Genomic DNA, 17,433 nt, shown 5'->3' on the forward strand with positions numbered 1-17,433 from the left:
ATGGCCGCAGTGACCAGGGTTACCGGGCAGCGATGGCTGAGCCCGCGCCGTGACGCACTTGTGTACGTGCTGGCTGTTGCACTCCCGATCGCCATCGTGGCAGCAGTCATCGGGGTGCTCGCCACTGATGAACCCACCTGGGCGATTATCGGCGCTGTAGCCGTGCTCGCCGGTGGAATCATCATCTGCGATCCCATGGTGATCGTGTCGCTCGCCGTGCCCGCGACGCTCGTCCTCGCACGCATCGGCGGCGTTCTGAGCGTGTCGGACCTAGTTCTTGCCGCCAGCACGGCCGTTGCCATCGTGATGATTCGACCTCGCGACCTCACGGCGATGCAGACTCTCCTCTGGGCTGGCGCTGCCTACGCGGCCGCGTCAGTGCCGACTCTGATTCTGAATGTCTACAGCGAAAACGTCATTGAATGGGGACACGAGCTGGTTTTGGTGTTGGGCAGCATGATTGTGGGGTTTGCCATCGGCCGTACCGGCCGCACCGGCTTGGCGATTGGCAGCTACGTGGCGGGCTGCCTTGCGATCGCGTTCTGGGCGATCGGTACATTTCTCATCGCCTATGCGACGACGGGACAGCTGATCGAGGTCTACCTCCCGAACCTTCACAAGAACACAATCGGGGGCATGCTCAGCGCCGCGATCGTGATGATCTATGCGCGCCCGCCGTGGCTCCGGCTGAATCCTGTTCCCTACTGGACCGTGCTCGCCATCCTCTCTGCGGGCGTCGCTGTCTCGCAGTCGCGTCAGGCGATGATCGCCGCGATCGCTGGGCTGATCGTCGTCAGTCTGCGCCGTCGCCCGGAAACGGGCCGCCGCCCGACATTCATCTGGATTGCCGCCGCCCCCGTTCTGATCTATGCACTCTCGATGCTCGCGAGTCAGCTTGAGAGCGACAATCGGTTCAACTCCGCCTACCAACGTCTCACCTGGTACGGGGATTCCATTGATATTTGGTTGACCTCGCCCATCTTCGGCGTCGGTTTACGCTGGTGGTACACATCGCGTTTTGGCGACGGCTTTCAGCCCCCCAATGCGGAGCTGGAAGTGCTGACATCGGTAGGCATTGTCGGGCTCCTTGCCTTCCTCGCACTGTTCATCGTCGCCTTCTTCGCGCTCTGGCGTCTCGATCCCGTATACGGAACCGTCGGCGCCGCCGTCGTTATCACGCGCCTCACGCAATCGCAGTTCGACCTCTACTGGGTCGCGGGGCAGGCCTCATTGCTCTGGATTGTCGCCGGCATTTCCTACGGCGCTCTTTGTCATCACCGCGACTCTTCTTACGCTCTCCCGCCGGAGCCCGTTGTCGGCCACGTTCTTCGACCCGCTGTGGGCGGGGCTCGTCACCGTCGAGCGGAGGCGGAATGATCAACACCACGGGTAGAAACGCCAAGCACGTCGTCCATCTCACCTGCTCTGACGCCTTTGCGGGGGTCGAGCGGTATGTGAGCCTGCTTGCACCGTGCCAGGTCGAGCGGGGTTGGCGTGTCACGGTCATCGGCGGCGCCCCCGAGCCGATGTCCCGCGCGCTCGAGGGCACGGGCGCACGTTTCATCCCTGCTGCATCACTCCGATCAGGCCGCGCCGCTCTGCGGTCGATATCCCCGGCCGACATCGTGAATACGCACATGTCACAAGCCGACCTTGCGGGGATCATGGCCACGCCAACGAGCCCGGCACGTCTCGTAAGCACTCGCCACTTTGCCGCGCCGCGTGGACGCTCGCCAGCGGTACGAGCAGCATTCAGCGTGGCGCGCAGCCGCTTCGCCGCTCAGATCGCCATCTCGCACTTCGTTGCCGGCAACATTGGCGAGCCCAGCAGCGTCGTCCACACGGGAGTCACGAATGCGCCGGCTGGAGAGTGCGCCCGCCCGATCGTCCTGATGGCGCAGCGCCTTGAACCCGAGAAGGCGACCCACGTCGCCATCGCCGCCTGGGCCGCCTCTCGCGCCCCCGCCGACGGCTGGGAGTTGCACATCGCGGGCGATGGCCGCGAGCGCGAACGGCTGGAGCAGCAGGCACAGACCCTCGGAGTGGGCCGCTCCGTGCGGTTCCTCGGCCATCAGGATCATGTCCGAGCACTCATGCCGGAAGCCGGTCTCTTTCTCGCCCCCACGGCACGGGAGGGCCTTGGCCTCTCCGTGCTCGAGGCGATGGCCTGCGCGCTCCCGGTTGTTGCGTCGGCCTCGGGTGGCCATGCCGAAACGATCGGAAGCGTCACGGGCGCCTTGCTGTTTCGCCCCGGTGATGTCGAGGAAGCCGCGCGGCAGATCGACTTTGCTGTCGCTCACGCCGACGCACGCCGGCAGTACGGCCTCCGAGCCAGGAACGTTCAGCGTGAGCGCTTCACCGTGCGCTCGCAAGCAGAGGCCACCCTGGCCGTCTACGAAGGGTGCTTGACGTGAGTGCATACACGAGCGCACAGCGCACACCCGGGGTCGAGAACGAGGTCGAACGCGCGTCAGCCCCCTCCACGGATGTGAGACCGGCGCGGAGCATCCTGCTGTTTTCTCTTGAACCCTGGGACAGAGTCTGGCGCAGAAACCAGTACATCGTCGACGGGCTGCTCCGCGATGACGACAGGCTCCACGTGGTCTTCGTCGAACCGCCGAGTGATGTTCTGCACGATGTCTTCTCGGGGCGGCGTCCTCGTCTCGGAGCCGGTGCCCGCGTCGCAGTGGGCTTCGACGGCCGCCTCACCCTCATGCAGCCCACGAAATGGCTGCCGCGATTTCTCGGGTCTGCCGCAGACCGGATGCTTCGAGCGAGCGTCAGGCGGATGGTGAAGCGCAGCGGCAGAACACCGGACGTTCTCTGGCTCAACGATCCTCGGTGGGCGGAGATGCTTCGCGCGTTTGCTGCGCCCGCACTGTATGACATGACGGACGACTGGCTCGCTGCCCGCCGCACCATTCGTGAGCACGAGAGGCTTGTGCGCGACGAGCACACGCTCATGCGCAGGTGCGAAGCGGTTGTGGTGTGCTCCGTTGGGCTCGCGACGAGCAGGCGTGACGCCCGGCCAGATCTCATCACGATCCCGAATGCCGTCGACGTCGAACGGTATCAGAAGCCAGCGTCACGCCCGGCTGACCTCCCCAACCGCGCCTGCGCGATCTACGTCGGGACTCTTCACGAAGATCGAATTGACGTGGACCTCGTCGCGCGAACAGGCGCTGCCCTCAGCATCCTCGGCGGTGTATGCGTGCTGGTGGGGCCGAACGCGCTGACACCCCAGAACACGCAAAAACTGGCGCTCAGCCCCGGTGTGCTGATGCTCGGCACTCGCCCGTATGAGGCGATTCCCGCCTATCTGCAACATGCCAACGCACTTATCGTTCCGCATGTTGTATCGCCATTCACCGAGAGCCTCGATCCGATTAAATTCTACGAATATCGGGCCGTCGCCCGCCCAATCGTGAGCACTCCGGTCGCTGGCTTCAGAGAGAATGAGCGCCCAGGAGCGCTCGACATCGCCGACGCCCACGATTTCCCCGCGCACGTCGCCGAGGCGATCACGCGGCCCGTTGCACCGCCCGATCCCGAAGACATTCCCAATTGGCACTGTCGCGTCCGACAGTTCGCCGATGTGCTCGGCACCCTAGTCCAGGCTCACGCGGCAAACGAAGCAACTCCCTTACCCGCAATCACAGGAGATTGGACGACACATCGTGACGATCACTGACATCCTTACCGTTATTTGGCGACGCAAGTGGATCATCATCGCCGTGACGATCCTGGCATCAGCAACTGCTGTTGCCTACCTCCAGCGTGTTACCCCGAACTTCGAGTCGTCCACGACCGTTCGCATCAGTCCGCAAATGACGGAAGCGGTGAATACCGGAATGCTGACAGGCGTCGCCGTCGATATCGACCCCTCTGTGATCTCGACCCCCGTCGTTCTCGAAGCCGCAGAAAAGACGCTCAACGTCCCAGAAGGGTCGCTCGCCGGAACGATCACGCAGACCGTGATCGAGAGCCCAACAGCAACGACGACCTCGTTCCAGATCACCGCGACGGCCGGTGATCCGCGCACGTCGCAAAAGCGGGCCGCGGCAGTAGCTGCCGCGTACACCGACTATCTCGATTCAGTGACGGCATCCGCACAGAAGACGCTCACCGAACAGCTGACAGAGATCTCAGAGAAGGCGAAAACCTATCAAGCGCAGGTCGATAAGGATCTCACGGACCAGCTCGCCCAGACAAACCTGACCGCGGCCCTTGCGCAGGTGAACGCGCTCAATACGTCGATTACGGCGCTTCAGACCGCTGGGCCACCGGCAACTGTCACGACGGCAGCAAGCATCGGCGAATCCACAAATCCGACGACGTTCACCGTTGCCGGCGCTGCGATCGTGTCAGGTCTTCTCGCCGGATTGGGGCTCGCACTCGCACGAGAACGGCTCGACACCCGCATTCGCCGCACGACAGAGATCGAGCAGGCCACAAGCGCGCCCGTTCTTGCCCAGCTCCCGAGCGACAGGAGCGCTACTCGAAAACTCGGGTATCTTCCCGCGGAAGGCGGGGAGTCGTCGCCTTTGAGCGAAGGTCTGCGTTCCCTTCGCACGACGCTGCAGATCGCGCTTCCGCGCGAATCGGGCGTGCTTGTCGTGACCAGCGTCGAACCTGGCGACGGCAAGACATTCGTCTCGGCGAACCTCGCGACATCGTGGGCACGCACAGGGCGACGTGTCGTGCTCGTCGTCGGCGACCTTCGGCGCCCGAGCCTTGACGCATATTTTCCGGAGAGCGTGGGGGGCCTGGGCCTCGGAGGCCTTCTCTCGACGTCGCACACCGACGAGGGGTTTCCAAGTGCAGCCGACGTCGAGAATGCACTTCAGCCCACGTCAATCGATGGTCTGCGCGTGCTGCCCGCTGGCCACGTCACCGATGACCCTGCCGATACACTTGCTTCTGCGCGGATGAGCGACATTCTGCGCACGTTGAGTGCTTCGGCCGACATCGTGATCGTCGATACGCCCCCGGCGCTCGCTCTTGCCGATGCCTCCATGGTGGCTTCCCTCGCCGACGGAACGATCGTGCTGGCCGCGATGAATCGCACGAAGCAGCACCTGCTCGCACATGTTTTCACCACGCTCACGGCAAACGGCGCCGTCGTGCTCGGAACCGTTGCCAATAAATCCCGGCAAAAACTCCCTCGCAGCTATACCGCGTACTACATCGCCGACCAGAATTCGTCCTCGAGAATCCCCGAGAACACACGCCAAACGTCCGCCCTCGACGCGAGTCAACGCGAGCACGTCCGCCGCGATGACCAAGGCGGAATCCGTGCGCAGCGCGACCGGGTTCTCATTGTCTGCACCGCGAACGAAAGCCGCTCCCCTTTTGCCGCCGCGCTGCTGCGTGCTACGACACGCAGGAACGCCGTCGATATCGACTCTGCCGGCACCGAAGCAACAGGCCGTAGCGCATCACACGCGGCGATCGTGCAAGCCGCCGCAGTGGGCCTCGACCTGAGCACCCACACGAGTACGCAATTCGACCCGTTGGCCCTGAACGACTACGACCTCATTCTCCCTGTTACGCGTGAACACGCCAGGATGCTGCTTGCCGCAGCCCCCGACATTGCGCCACGATTGTTCACGGTCAGACAGTTCGCGCGGTGGGTCGCTGAGCACGAACGCCCCGAGGGAATCTCACTCGGATTGTGGCTGGACCAGGAATCGGACCAGTCAGCGCTCGATTTCCTCGGCGACAATCCAGACGATGACATCGACGATCCCACGGGACGAACCACCACACGGTGGAAGACGTTGGTCGCACACCTCGACGAGACGATGACGGCCATATCGTCCGGTCTCTATCCGAGATCCGCGTCCCGCCTACCCGTCCCCGCACAGCGCACCCGACGACCGTGACCGCACGAGAGAGCGACCTCACGCGAGGCAAGACGGCGGCATATTCAGAGCGAAACCGCGGGGAGGCACGGGTGCGGAAGTTCATCGATCGCAATTATTCACGTGCATCATGGCGGCGAACGCGAAGCGCCCTATCAATTGCACTGTCGATGTGCGACTCGACGCTGTATCCGCGTGCGCCACTCATCGAGGCGTATTGGTGGGACGGACACCCAAATTTCGGCGACGCGCTCACACCGTGGCTGCTGCGCCGTCGAGGAATTATCCCCGTGCATGCGGAGTTCCCGCGGGCCAAGGTCGTCGGCGTGGGCAGCCTGATCCAGTTCATTCCCGCGGCGTTCACGGGACTCATCTGGGGTTCCGGACTCATCTCTGACGCTCCCGTCGACCTTCCCCGCACCGAAGTTCTCGCCGTTCGCGGTCCGCTGACCCGAGAGGCGATCGGCGCAGTCGACAGCGTCGTCCTCGGCGATCCCGGGCTTCTGGCCTCGCGTATGCTGCCGCGTCCACGCGTGCGCTATCGTCTCGGGATCGTTCCGCATGGCAGTCATTTTGAGAATTCTGCAATCGCAGATTTCGCCGCCCAGCATCCCGCCGAGGTCACGGTCATCGACGTCGCCCGCAGCCCGACATCCGTCATACGCGAGATTGCCTCGTGCGCCGCGATCGTGTCGACGTCGCTTCACGGTGTGATCATCGCGGATTCATACGGCATACCGGCATGCTGGACGATGGTCAACCCGTTGCTCATCGGAGGGGACTTCAAGTTCCTCGATCACGAAGCCGTCGTCAATCCTCCCGGCCGAACGCGTCGGTTCACCTTCGCACCAGACATGACCGTCGATCAGCTGATGCACAACGCTACACGAGCAGATCCCGATCGCGTCTCCGCCGCGATTCGCGATCTCGAGAGGTCGGTTGCCGAGCTGCGTCTGCGGTTCGCCAGCAACAGCACAAGCCCGCTGAGGTCGTGGGAGGCCCTCGTCGCCCGCAAGGTATAGCTCGGTCTCGTTCCCCGACTATCGGGCGGCTTCAGCCCACACCTGCGCAAGAGCGCGGACGCTCTCGTCCCAGGTGAACGACAGCGCCCGCCGTGCGCCTTTCTCTCGGAGTTCCGAAACAGCACTTCCCCCGCGAAGCACACTCTCAATACCCTCTGCGATCGACGCCGCTCCGGTCTCCACCAGTACGGCAGCATCTCCCGCCGCCTCAGGCAATGAACTCGTTCGTGCGGCGATCACAGGAACCCCGGCTGCCATTGCTTCGATGACGGGCAGCCCGAATCCCTCATAGTGGGATGGCACGACAACCGCCTCAGCAGAGGCCAGAAGGCGGGGAACGACATCGTCATCGACCCGGCCGAGTCTCACAACACGAGGAAGGTCAGCGAACAGCGCGTCACGACGCTCATGCGGCGGACCGGACATGGCGAGGGAGACATCGGGAAATGCGCTCTGGACGAGTTCCCAGGCTTCGGCAAGCCCCTCAAGGTTCTTGCGTGCGCTCGCGCCTCCCGCATGCAACACGTACGGCTGCGACAGTCCGAGATCCGCTCGCTGAATGGTCGTGAGCGGTGGCGGCGAGAAGAACCGGCCATCGACACCGGGCGACACAACTTTCAAGTCGGAACGGCCCGTGAGGTCGAACACGTCGCCTGCCGTGTTGGTCGAGACGCAGACAACCGCTCGTGCCCGCCTGATTTCGTCGACGACCGCCGGGTTCGGGATCCCCTCATCTGGATACGTCCACGCGACAGTGTCGTGAATGGTCACCACCTCGTTCGGTGCCGGCGGAAGAGTGAGGTCCATGCGATGCACGAGTGCATCTCGCGAGTACAGCAGCCGCCCCGCGAACCGGCGGCTCGTGGGCCCGATGCGCGAGAGCGCGCCGACCGGAATCCGCCTCGTGCCTTCGAGTTCCGAACGCAGGGAGCGCGCAATAACCCGGGAGACAGCCCACGGCACATCGGTCACGGACGAGAGCGCCTCTGCCGCACGGGAGCTGACGGCCTCCTGATACACCTGGGCGCCCATCGGAACGGATGTCGCGATCGTCGCGATCTCCAGCTGCATCGTTCGTCGCTGAGAAATTGTCTGTGTCATCGCTCGCTCCTTGTCGGTTGTCATCGGCATCGTTGCCCCGGTCATCGTTCGCCCATCACTCGGGGGCCCATGCCGATATCGCTGCAATAGAAACGGCCTCGTCCGACGCCGTCTGCACGCCCATGAACGGCGGCGGAAGCCCTCCGACGATGCCCGAATAGTTAACGTCGAGCATCCGCGTGTCACGGATGGTCGTCCAAGGGATCGTGATGCGCACAGCGGTGACCGCGACCGCGTCGAACTCAACGAAGCGCACGCGGTGCCAGAACTGGTCTTCCACAGACGCCACCGTCTGCCACTCACCGCTCTCCGTGCGCACCGCGACCTCGTATGTGCGCAGTGCGGTCTCGCAGCATTCCATGCTCCCGCTTGCGATCGATATGCGGTTGATCGGCGTCGCCTCATCGAGCGTTACAGTCACGGATGGATTCTCGTCGAGCTCACCGTCCACGACGCCAGACCGCCAGGGCAGATAGGGATTGACCGTGCCCGACGTGATGATCTGCGCGTCGCTTCCCTCCGCCGTCGACGTGGCCGTCACATCAGCTCCGACAAGGACATCGCTACCGAATGTCTCCACCGGAGTGATCGACACCGGCTCGCCCTCGGCAGACGCGAAGAATTGCGGGCTTCCGGTGATCGTCACCTCCGAGCGTCCGCCATCAAGCTCGATCGGGCGCGACGCACCGTACTGGTCGGTCACGGTGACGGTAGCAGCGTCGCTGGAGAGAATCGCGTGGACGCTCGCTTCATCGGTCCATGCCGCGGTGACGCCGGCATCGTCCGCGAAGCGGAAAGCGTAGGTGAAGGGGATGCCGGTGTCGACGACGCGTGGCTCGCCCAAGGTCGCCAGTTCCTGCGAAACAGCGGCGAATGCCAGCGCACCGGGCTTCACGTACGACTGATACTGGATAAGCGACCAGCTGAGATTGTTCTCGCCCCAACCACCTTCGCTGAAGAAGTACGTCCAGCCCGCAATTCCCTTGTTCTGATACCAGAGCAGTTTTCGCGCAACCTTGGATCCCTGTGTCCAGTACGGGAGTGTGCCGTCTGAGGTCCACCCGCTCTCGGTATCCCAGATCGGAAGCTCGGCGCACTCGGCGCCGATCACATCTCTGAAGGAGTCGTATCCCGCTCCGGGAGCGGCAAATCCCTCTTCCTCCCAGGAACGATTCCATCCTGTGTATGGGTGGACCGCAATCGCGTCGACAACATCGCACAACGTCGTTGACACAGCATCCGACCACCAGTCCTCCGCAAAGCCGAGGGTGTTTCCAGCAATCACCCGGGCATCAGGATTCGCATCGTGCGCGGCGTGTGCAAAGGGAATGTCGACCTTCTCTGAAAAGTCGGCACCCGAGTCAAAGCTCGCGTTCGGCTCGTTCCACGGCGACCAGAGTGTGATTGCGGGAGCCTGACGCGCGAACTCGCCGACGATGTCGCGCACCCATCCGGCCCAGGTGCCCGCTTCGACGGCGGCACGCTCCGCATCGCCGTTCTGGCCCACCTGAACGATCACGCTTACGTGATGCTGGCTGGCATACTCTGCGGCGGCACGCACTTCTGCGAAGGCCTCGGCCGTTGACGGGTCTCCGTCGGGTGCCCCGGGAAGACCTGACCAGTCGATCGCGTCGCTGTGTGGTTCGCTGCGGGGGTCTGCAATGAGCTTCGAAACGTCGAGCTGCAGTCGGAAGCTGCCGATTCCCAGTCGATCAGCGAGCTGCACTCCGCGCAACGGTTCCGGCCCTCCCCAGCCCGCTCCCGGCTCAAGCTCATCGAGGTTCAGGTCTGTGCCCTCGGCCCCGATACTGTACCGAAAGCATGCTGCTGCGAGCGTCTCGCCGCTGCCGCTGTCGACAAGTCTCACGCTCACTTCGTAGGGGCCGGGAACACTCGTCGGAACGTCCAATGTCGTCTCGCCGCCCCCGATCGCCGGTTCGGCCGAACGCTCTGTCTGCTGAAGAGGATCGGCAAGAAGCGGATCACCACGGACGGCGTAGCGCACACTCACGCTCTCTGCCGCATGTTCGCCGTCGAGCAGTCCCCAGCCCGGTTCAAATCGCAGGTGCGCGCCCAGACTCTCGCCCTCGTCCGCGTGATTGAGCGCCGCGTCACTCACTACCCCTACGCCGATGCCGAGCCGTGCAATCACAGGATCATTCAGCGCCTTGTAGCTGGTCGGCTGGGCCAGCAGCGATACCATCTCGTCTTCCGTGAGCTTTCTCACGTGTTCCTCGCCCTCAACCGAGACCGAGAGCCAGTAGCTGCCGTCGTGATGGACGATCCCACCGACCATGCTGGGCGACGCGTGGCTGTCACCGAGCCAGACACCGTGTTGAACGCCGATCTGGTCGAGCCAGGTCAGCTGCTCACCGGCCTCGTACACGAGGAAGCCATCGCCTCCCGGTGCCGCAACCACGGTGCTCGGGCGCGTGAGCGCCGGCGTGTGAGCCGCGCTGTCGGCGTTGTCGTCGGCTACGACATACGGCACGCTCATCACCGTCTTTTGCGTCGCAACATCGTCGACAGTCAGCCTGACCGTTGCGTCGTCAATCGGCTCCAGCCCCGTCACAAGGCTTCCGGATGCTCCGAGAATCACGCTCGGCAGCTCACGATCCACTCCGAGCGAAGTGCCGTCCTCACGAAAGACGTGCGTCACCGATCCACGCTCGCCGACCAGCAGTGCGGGCGCTCCGTCGAAATCGGGAACCCATGTGACGCCGTGAAGGTCCAGGGGATGCCCCTGCGTCACCGAGCTCTCGGGCACAGGAAAGCTCGATATCTGCGTCCCCTCGGCATCGAAGACCGCGACCTCCCGTCGTTGCTTGTACGAGTCGATCGCGTAGATCAGCCCGTCGGGAGACACGGCAACGGTGCCGTTGTTGTGCGGCTCGCGCGTCGCACGGTCAAAGTCGACGACAAACTCGCCGCGCCTGTCACCGTTCTCGCTCAATCGCGTGAAAACATGTGTGCCATCCTGCCTCTGCGACTCGACGAGCACGCCACCGTCGGTGGCATGCAGTCCGACGGGATACGTCGACTCCGGCATTGGAGCGCGCACGTCGATGCCGATCGCAACGGGCGAATCGGATGCCGGACGATCGGCCACAACGGCGGCCAGCTTGTGCCCTGGCAAGCCACACACGTCAACGGCCGGATCCACATCCATCGAGGCGATCGCGGGCGTCCCCGACTGTTCGTCGCCGACGAAACCGACGGCGACAGCGCCGGTCACGGCAAGCGCCAGGGCACTGGCGATGACGATATACATCATGCGCGTGCGCCGTGGCATCCGCTGGCGTTTCTGCGTCAGTCTCATGACACGAGAATCAGTACGCGCCGACAGGACGGAACAACACTCGAATCGTTCGCCAGACAATGGACAGGTCTGTGTACAGCGTCCAGTTCTCGACGTAATAGAGATCCAGCCGAACGCTCTCGTCCCAATCGAGATCGGAACGCCCGTTCACCTGCCACATGCCGGTGATCCCGGGGCGAATATAGAGCCGACGATGAACGTGCGTCTCGTACTTCTGCACCTCTCGCTGCAGCGGGGGTCGTGGCCCGACAACGCTCATCTCACCGCGCAGGACGTTGATGAACTGCGGTAGCTCGTCGAGGGAGTGCGCACGAAGAAACGCGCCGACGCGCGTCACCCGCGGATCGTTTTTCAGCTTGAACAACACGCCGTTTCCCTCACTCTGTGGGAGCAGGGTTTCGAGATCGTCCTCGGCGGTGCTCACCATCGAGCGAAATTTGAGCATTGAGAATGTGCGACCGTCTTTGCCGACACGCTCCTGCCGGAAGAATGCTGAGCCGGGGCTGTCCAGGCGCACGGCGAGGACGATGGCGAGCATCACAGGCGCGAGAACGGCGAGAGCAAGCGCCGAGACGGCGATGTCGAATGCCCGCTTCATGATGAACCGTGCTCCCGCGTAGCGGGCAGGATCGACGTGGAGAAGGGGAAGCCCGTCAACCGCACGAAATTGGATGCGACCGCCAGCGACGTTCGTCAGTCGTGGGGCGACGACAAGCGATGTACCCTGCGCCTCCAGCTTCCAGCTCAGATCCCGCATGAATTCGGTGTCGTCTCTGCTCGTGCTCGCGACGATGACTGAGTCGGCTTCAAGGCGCCCAACCGCGTCTGCAACGCGATCGGGGTGCGCAACGATCGGCACGGTTCTGCTGAGACCGGACACCGGGCTCTCTGGGTCGTCGAACACGGCGGCACCAACCACGTTGAACGCTGCACTGCTCGTGCGCTCCAGCTCTCGCGCGACATACGAAACATCGCCATGGTCGCCGATAACAATTGCGCGCGAGAGGTAGTTGCCATGCATGCGCTGGCGATTGAGCCAGCGCCTCCAGCTCCATCGGGTGACGAGCAGACCGGCGGTTCCGGCCGGCAGCGCGATCACGAACATCGTGCGCGGCGCGGTGCCCGACACGAGAACGAATCCGGTTGCGACGGCACCGAAATACATGACCGATGCGTACAGAACGCGCTTGTACTCGCGCGTTCCGATTCCCAGCAGCGGCGTGCTTCGTGTGCGGAAGGCCGCGAGAACGAGAATCCAGCCCACGAGCATGAGTGCCGGTCCAGTGATGCCTCTCTCGACCAGCTGTGCTGTGCCGATGCCGGCCTCGGTCGCGACGGCCGCCGCCATCGCAATGGCGAGGACGAGTGTGTCGGTCACGAGCAGTCGAATCTTGAGGCGCCGCGTCCACGAGACGGCGGGAGCAACGGCGCGTGTGAACTCGGATCTGACGTCGAACGTCGGGCGAAATACTGATGTCGGAGAGGCTAGCCTGGCGTCAATTCGACTCATCGCCCGTCCTCCGTCTCAGCAGCATGTCGGAGCTCAGCGGCGTGGCGCAATGCGCACAGGCAAGACGTGCACATGTGAAGTCACATGAATCTGAGCATTCCTCAAGTTCTTCAATACTAGAGGGATCCTCACGTTTTACCGTTACCCCAGTTTAGGGGAGATCTGGTCGTAGAAAGTCAGTCGGCGAAGCGGTCCGTCGCCTCAATCAGCGCCGACAGAATGCCAGGCTCGTCGAAAGCATGACCAGCATCCGGAATGATCTGGAGATCGGCCTCAGGCCACACCTCGTGCAGGTCCCACGCCGTCATGACAGGCGTGCAGACGTCGTAGCGCCCCTGCACAATGACGCCCGGGATGTCGCGCAGCCTGACAGCATCCCGAATCAACTGGCCCTCGTCAAACCAGCCCTTGTTCATGAAGTAGTGATTCTCGATGCGCGCAAAGGCCGTCGCGAACGCAGGCTCAGTGAACGAGGCGATCTTCGATTCGTCACGCGTCAGCGTAATCGTCGATGACTCCCACTCCGACCACGCTCGCGCCGCAGGCACGTGCACCTCGGGGTCGGGGTCAGCCAGCAGCTCGGCATAGGCCCGCACCATGTGGTTTCGATCCTGCAGGGCGACCGGCTCGATGAACTTCTGCCAGAGGTCAGGGAACAGCGCAGCGGCACCGCCCTCATAAAACCAGTCGATCTCCTGCTGCCGCAGCGTGAAGATGCCACGCAGCACGAGCTCGCTGACTCGATCCGGATGCTTTTCGGCATACGCAAGAGCGAGGGCGCTCCCCCACGAGCCGCCGAAGACCTGCCACCGGTCGATGTTCAGCGTTTCGCGCAGCTCCTCCATGTCGGAGACGAGCTTCCAGGTGGTGTTGTGTGTGAGGTCGGCCTCGGGCTCGCTCACATGCGGTGTGCTCTTGCCGCATCCGCGCTGGTCGAACAGCACGATGTTGTACTTTTCGGGGTTGAAAAGGCGGCGGTGCTCAGGGTTCGTCGCGCCGCCAGGGCCACCATGCACAAAGACGACTGGCTTTCCGTCTGGATTGCCGCTCGTCTCCCAATAGACTCGCTGGCCGTCCCCCACGTCAAGCATCCCCGTCATGTGCGGTTCGATGTTCGGGTACATCTCTCGCATGAGGCGACGATACCGTGAAACCCGGTGCAAGGCGACGGGGAGCACTCCCCATCGCACCGAAACATGCGTTCCGTCGCACCGCAGATCCGCGTAACGTAAAGGCATGGCCTATCGATACCTCGGACGCAGCGGACTCCAAATCTCAGACATCACCTACGGCAACTGGCTGACGCACGGCGGTCAGATCGAGAACGACACGGCGACGACGTGCGTGCACGCGGCCCTCGATCACGGCATCACCACATTCGACACGGCCGACGTCTACGCGAATACCGTTGCCGAGCAGGTGCTCGGGGATGCTCTCGCGGGGCAGCGTCGCGAATCGCTCGAGATCTTCACCAAAGTGTGGGGCCCGACCGGCCCGAAAGGTCCTAACGATTCAGGGCTCAGCCGCAAGCACATCCTCGAATCCATCAACGGATCTCTGAAACGGCTCGGCACGGACTACGTCGACCTGTACCAGGCGCACCGATACGACCCCGAAACGCCTCTTGAAGAGACCATGCTCGCCTTCGCCGACGTCGTCCGGCAGGGCAAAGCGCTGTACATCGGCGTGAGCGAGTGGACGGCCGAGCAGCTGCGCGCCGGTCATGCTCTCGCGGACGAACTCGGCATCCACCTCATCTCGAACCAGCCGCAGTACAACATGCTGTGGCGCGTGATCGAAGAAGAGGTCGTTCCCGCATCTGAAGATCTCGGGGTGTCTCAAATCGTCTGGTCACCACTCGCGCAGGGCGTGCTGACCGGAAAGTATGAGCCAGGGAAGCCCGCGCCCGCGGGCAGCCGTGCCACAGATGAGGCCGGGTCGAAGACCGTCGCCCGATACCTGGGCGACGACGTACTGACCGCGGTGCAGAAGCTGAAGCCAATCGCGGCGGACGCAGGCCTGACGATGCCGCAGCTGGCGATCGCGTGGGTGCTGAGCAACCCCAACGTCGCGTCGGCAATCGTGGGGGCCTCGCGGCCCGAGCAGCTGGCCGACAACGTGGTGGCATCGGGGACGACCCTCGACCAGGAGATTCTCGATCGCGTTGACGAGGCCGTTGGCACCGTTGTCGAGCGTGATCCGTCGAAGACGGACACACCGACCGAGCGTCCTTCCTAACCAGCTGAGCGCGTCAGTCGTTCGTGGGGCCAGAAGGAAGTGCTGACCAGCGGGTCGCGCTGCCCAGCGGTGTCGCGCGATCCCGCGCATAACACAGCCCCGAGCGAACTGCTGCCCCGTTGGACGGCGCACACCGTCGAGCACCGCTGATCAGCGGGAACGGTCTGTCGCACGCGAGTGAGGGCGGATGCTGCGCGTCGCAGCATCCGCCCCCATCACGTGTCGACAGGCGTCGTTACCGCGCCTGTCGCTTGGCCGCGGCCTTCTCGCGTGCCCGCAGCACCTTCTCGTCGACGGGAGCCGTGCCCGACTCGCGCTGCGCCGCAAAATACGCACGCGCTTCGTCCTGGCGCTGCCGTTCGCCATCCGTGGCGATCGGTGCGCGCAGGTGCTCCTCGTCGAAGCCGAACGCGTCGACGAGCTGCACCGCATACGGGCGCAGGCGTGCCACGAGCCGGTTGATGTACGCACTGACCGCCTCGGCACGCTGCGACGAGAGGCGCCCGTTGATGAGGTACCAGGCGAGGTGCTTCTCGATGAGGCTGAGCCCGAACAGGTCGCGCAGCCAGGTGAGCACCTTGCGCGTCGACGCGTCGCGGATCTTCTCGACGCCCGCCGTGAATGCCTCCCACTGCAACAGCTCGCCGTGTGCACGGGCTGCCTCGATGAGCTCCGCCTGCTGGCTGTTGAACAGCTCAGCAGCATCCGCCTTCGACATCTTGGACGAGGCACGCAGCTCGCCGCCGATCTTCTCGATCATCGTCTCGACGCGGTCCGTGAGCAGCTCGCGCTGCACCGCCGTCTCGCGCAGCTGCCCCACGGAACGCGCGGTTGATCCGAAGTCGCCGAGCGTCTGGCCCAGCGTGCGCAGCCCGCTCCCGTGGTAGGCGCGATCGGCCGCCTGCGTGACGACGTATCGCGCGAGAGCGCCGGCATCCGCCTTGCGGAACTTGCTCGAGAAATCGGTGAGCAGACGCTTCGCGACCAGCTGCAGCAGCACGTTGTTGTCGCCCTCGAACGTGACGTAGACGTCGAGGTCGGCGTGCAGGCTCGTGAAGCGGTTGGCGTTCATGAACCCGGCGCCGCCGCACGCCTCACGGCACTCCTGCAGCGTGTCGAGCGCATGCCAGGTCGAGAGCGGCTTGAGCGCCGCGGCAAGCGTCTCGAGGTCCTGCCGGTCATCATCCGAGTCGGCACGACCGCTGAACACCTTGTCGAACGTGGTCAGCAGGGTGTCATGAGCGAACATCTGCGCGTATGTCTGCGCGAGACGCGGCAGCAGGCGACGCTGGTGCTTCTGGTAGTCGAGAAGCACCTCTTCGTCGGTCTCGGACGCCGCGTTGAACTGGCGGCGCTGGTCGCCATAGCGAATGGCGATGGTGAGGCCGAGGGCGGATGCTGTCGTCGCGGCGCCGTCGAGCGAGACACGTCCCTGCACGAGCGTTCCCAGCATCGTGAAGAAGCGCCGGCCCGGGCTCGCGATCGACGATGAATACGTGCCGTCCTCGGCAACGTCACCGTACCGGTTCAGGAGGTTGTCGCGCGGGATCCGCACGTCGGTGAAGTGCAGCCGGCCGTTGTCGATGCCGTTGAGGCCGCCCTTGAGACCGTCGTCTTCGCCGCCGATGCCCGGCAGGAACTCGCCGTTCTCATCGCGGATCGGAACGTAGAAGCAGTGCACGCCGTGGTTGACGCCCTTCGTGATGAGTTGCGCGAACACCGTCGCCGCCACTCCGTCACGCGCCGCGTTGCCGAGGAATTCCTTCCACGCGCCCTTGAACGGCGTGTTGATCACGAACTCCTGCGTCGCCTCGTCATATGTTGCCGTCGTTCCGAGGGACGCGACGTCTGAGCCGTGGCCGATCTCCGTCATCGCAAAGGCACCGGGCACGTCTAGCGACATGATTCCGGGAAGGAACTTATCGTGGTGCTTCTCGGTGCCGAGGTGAAGCACGGCGGCGCCGAAGAGCCCCCACTGCACGCCCGATTTGATCTGCAGCGACGGGTCGGCCAGTACAAGCTCTTCGAACCCGGCGATGTTCCCGCCGGCGTCCTCATCGCCTCCCAGACGCTTCGGGAACGCCCGCAGCACCTGGCCGTCCTCGACGAGTAGGTGCAGCTGCTCGAGAACCCGGGCCCGATGCTCGTCCATCGGCTGGCCCTCGATGCGCTGCATCTCGGGTCGCGCCGCGAGCTGTCGCGACTTCTTCCTGATGTCCGCCCAGGTTCCGAGGAGCGCGCTCTGCAGTTCATCCGTGTCGATGCTCGACGCACCGGGAAGCCGCACGGGCCCGGTGTCAACGTTCTCGTGGACGTTCGCCACCTCGGTCACGTCATCAGGAGTCTTCAGATCTCGCGCCACTGCTCTACCTCACTTCT

11 protein-coding genes are annotated in these 17,433 nt (G+C 64.0%); 6 read left to right on the top strand and 5 right to left on the bottom strand.

Annotation, left to right across the window (positions count from 1 at the left end):
• The 5 genes from OK352_RS11475 (at position 1) to OK352_RS11495 (ending at position 6,886) form a co-directional block, all read left to right on the top strand.
• Positions 1–1,377, top strand: a complete 1,377-nt coding sequence (locus OK352_RS11475) for an O-antigen ligase family protein (RefSeq protein ID WP_265141620.1) — start codon at positions 1–3, stop codon at positions 1,375–1,377.
• Entirely contained in the window at positions 1,374–2,414 is a 1,041-nt protein-coding gene (locus OK352_RS11480; RefSeq protein WP_265141621.1) for a glycosyltransferase family 4 protein, read from the top strand. Before OK352_RS11475 ends, OK352_RS11480 begins: the two co-directional genes overlap by 4 nt.
• A complete protein-coding gene (locus OK352_RS11485; RefSeq protein WP_265141622.1) occupies positions 2,411–3,691 on the top strand; it encodes a glycosyltransferase in 1,281 nt (426 codons plus the stop codon). The genes OK352_RS11480 and OK352_RS11485 overlap by 4 nt, the downstream gene beginning before the upstream one ends.
• Entirely contained in the window at positions 3,678–5,885 is a 2,208-nt protein-coding gene (locus OK352_RS11490; RefSeq protein WP_265141623.1) for a polysaccharide biosynthesis tyrosine autokinase, read from the top strand. Before OK352_RS11485 ends, OK352_RS11490 begins: the two co-directional genes overlap by 14 nt.
• Before the next feature lie 149 nt (positions 5,886–6,034).
• The gene (locus OK352_RS11495; RefSeq protein ID WP_265141624.1) at positions 6,035–6,886 is read left to right on the top strand and encodes a polysaccharide pyruvyl transferase family protein; all 852 of its coding nucleotides are present in this window, start codon (positions 6,035–6,037) and stop codon (positions 6,884–6,886) included.
• Between the two features lie 18 nt (positions 6,887–6,904).
• Here OK352_RS11495 and OK352_RS11500 read toward each other — a convergent pair whose 3' ends face one another.
• The 4 genes from OK352_RS11500 to pip form a co-directional block, all read right to left on the bottom strand.
• Positions 6,905–7,987 (bottom strand): glycosyltransferase family 4 protein, encoded by a 1,083-nt coding sequence (locus OK352_RS11500; RefSeq protein ID WP_265141625.1) that lies wholly within the window; start codon positions 7,985–7,987, stop codon positions 6,905–6,907.
• 55 nt (positions 7,988–8,042) lie between these two features.
• Positions 8,043–11,306 carry a galactose-binding domain-containing protein gene (locus tag OK352_RS11505; protein WP_265141626.1) on the bottom strand — a complete coding sequence of 1,088 codons (3,264 nt, stop codon included), beginning with the start codon at positions 11,304–11,306 and terminating at the stop codon, positions 8,043–8,045.
• A gap of 10 nt (positions 11,307–11,316) precedes the next feature.
• Positions 11,317–12,816 (bottom strand): sugar transferase, encoded by a 1,500-nt coding sequence (locus OK352_RS11510; RefSeq protein WP_265141627.1) that lies wholly within the window; start codon positions 12,814–12,816, stop codon positions 11,317–11,319.
• A gap of 176 nt (positions 12,817–12,992) precedes the next feature.
• Positions 12,993–13,949 (bottom strand): prolyl aminopeptidase, encoded by a 957-nt coding sequence (gene pip / locus OK352_RS11515; protein ID WP_265141628.1) that lies wholly within the window; start codon positions 13,947–13,949, stop codon positions 12,993–12,995.
• Positions 13,950–14,052: 103 nt separating this feature from the next.
• Between pip and OK352_RS11520 the strand changes: the two genes are divergently transcribed.
• A complete protein-coding gene (locus OK352_RS11520) occupies positions 14,053–15,054 on the top strand; it encodes an aldo/keto reductase family protein (RefSeq protein ID WP_265141629.1) in 1,002 nt (333 codons plus the stop codon).
• 235 nt (positions 15,055–15,289) lie between these two features.
• On the opposite strand, the gene OK352_RS11525 is transcribed toward OK352_RS11520, so the two are convergent.
• Positions 15,290–17,341 (bottom strand): acyl-CoA dehydrogenase family protein, encoded by a 2,052-nt coding sequence (locus OK352_RS11525; RefSeq protein WP_265142022.1) that lies wholly within the window; start codon positions 17,339–17,341, stop codon positions 15,290–15,292.
• Between the last annotated feature and the right edge of the window lie 92 nt (positions 17,342–17,433).

Source organism: Microbacterium sp. MPKO10 (assembly GCF_026107415.2).
GTDB lineage: Bacteria > Actinomycetota > Actinomycetes > Actinomycetales > Microbacteriaceae > Paramicrobacterium.

Excerpts from the sequence above, each read along its gene's own strand:
- OK352_RS11475 (WP_265141620.1), top strand. The coding sequence starts at position 1 with ATGGCCGCAGTGACCAGGGTTACCGGGCAGCGATGGCTGAGCCCGCGC.
- OK352_RS11480 (WP_265141621.1), top strand. The coding sequence starts at position 1,374 with ATGATCAACACCACGGGTAGAAACGCCAAGCACGTCGTCCATCTCACC.
- OK352_RS11495 (WP_265141624.1), top strand. The coding sequence starts at position 6,035 with ATGTGCGACTCGACGCTGTATCCGCGTGCGCCACTCATCGAGGCGTAT.
- OK352_RS11500 (WP_265141625.1), bottom strand. The coding sequence starts at position 7,987 with ATGACACAGACAATTTCTCAGCGACGAACGATGCAGCTGGAGATCGCG.
- OK352_RS11505 (WP_265141626.1), bottom strand. The coding sequence starts at position 11,306 with ATGAGACTGACGCAGAAACGCCAGCGGATGCCACGGCGCACGCGCATG.
- OK352_RS11510 (WP_265141627.1), bottom strand. The coding sequence starts at position 12,816 with ATGAGTCGAATTGACGCCAGGCTAGCCTCTCCGACATCAGTATTTCGC.
- pip (WP_265141628.1), bottom strand. The coding sequence starts at position 13,949 with ATGCGAGAGATGTACCCGAACATCGAACCGCACATGACGGGGATGCTT.
- OK352_RS11520 (WP_265141629.1), top strand. The coding sequence starts at position 14,053 with ATGGCCTATCGATACCTCGGACGCAGCGGACTCCAAATCTCAGACATC.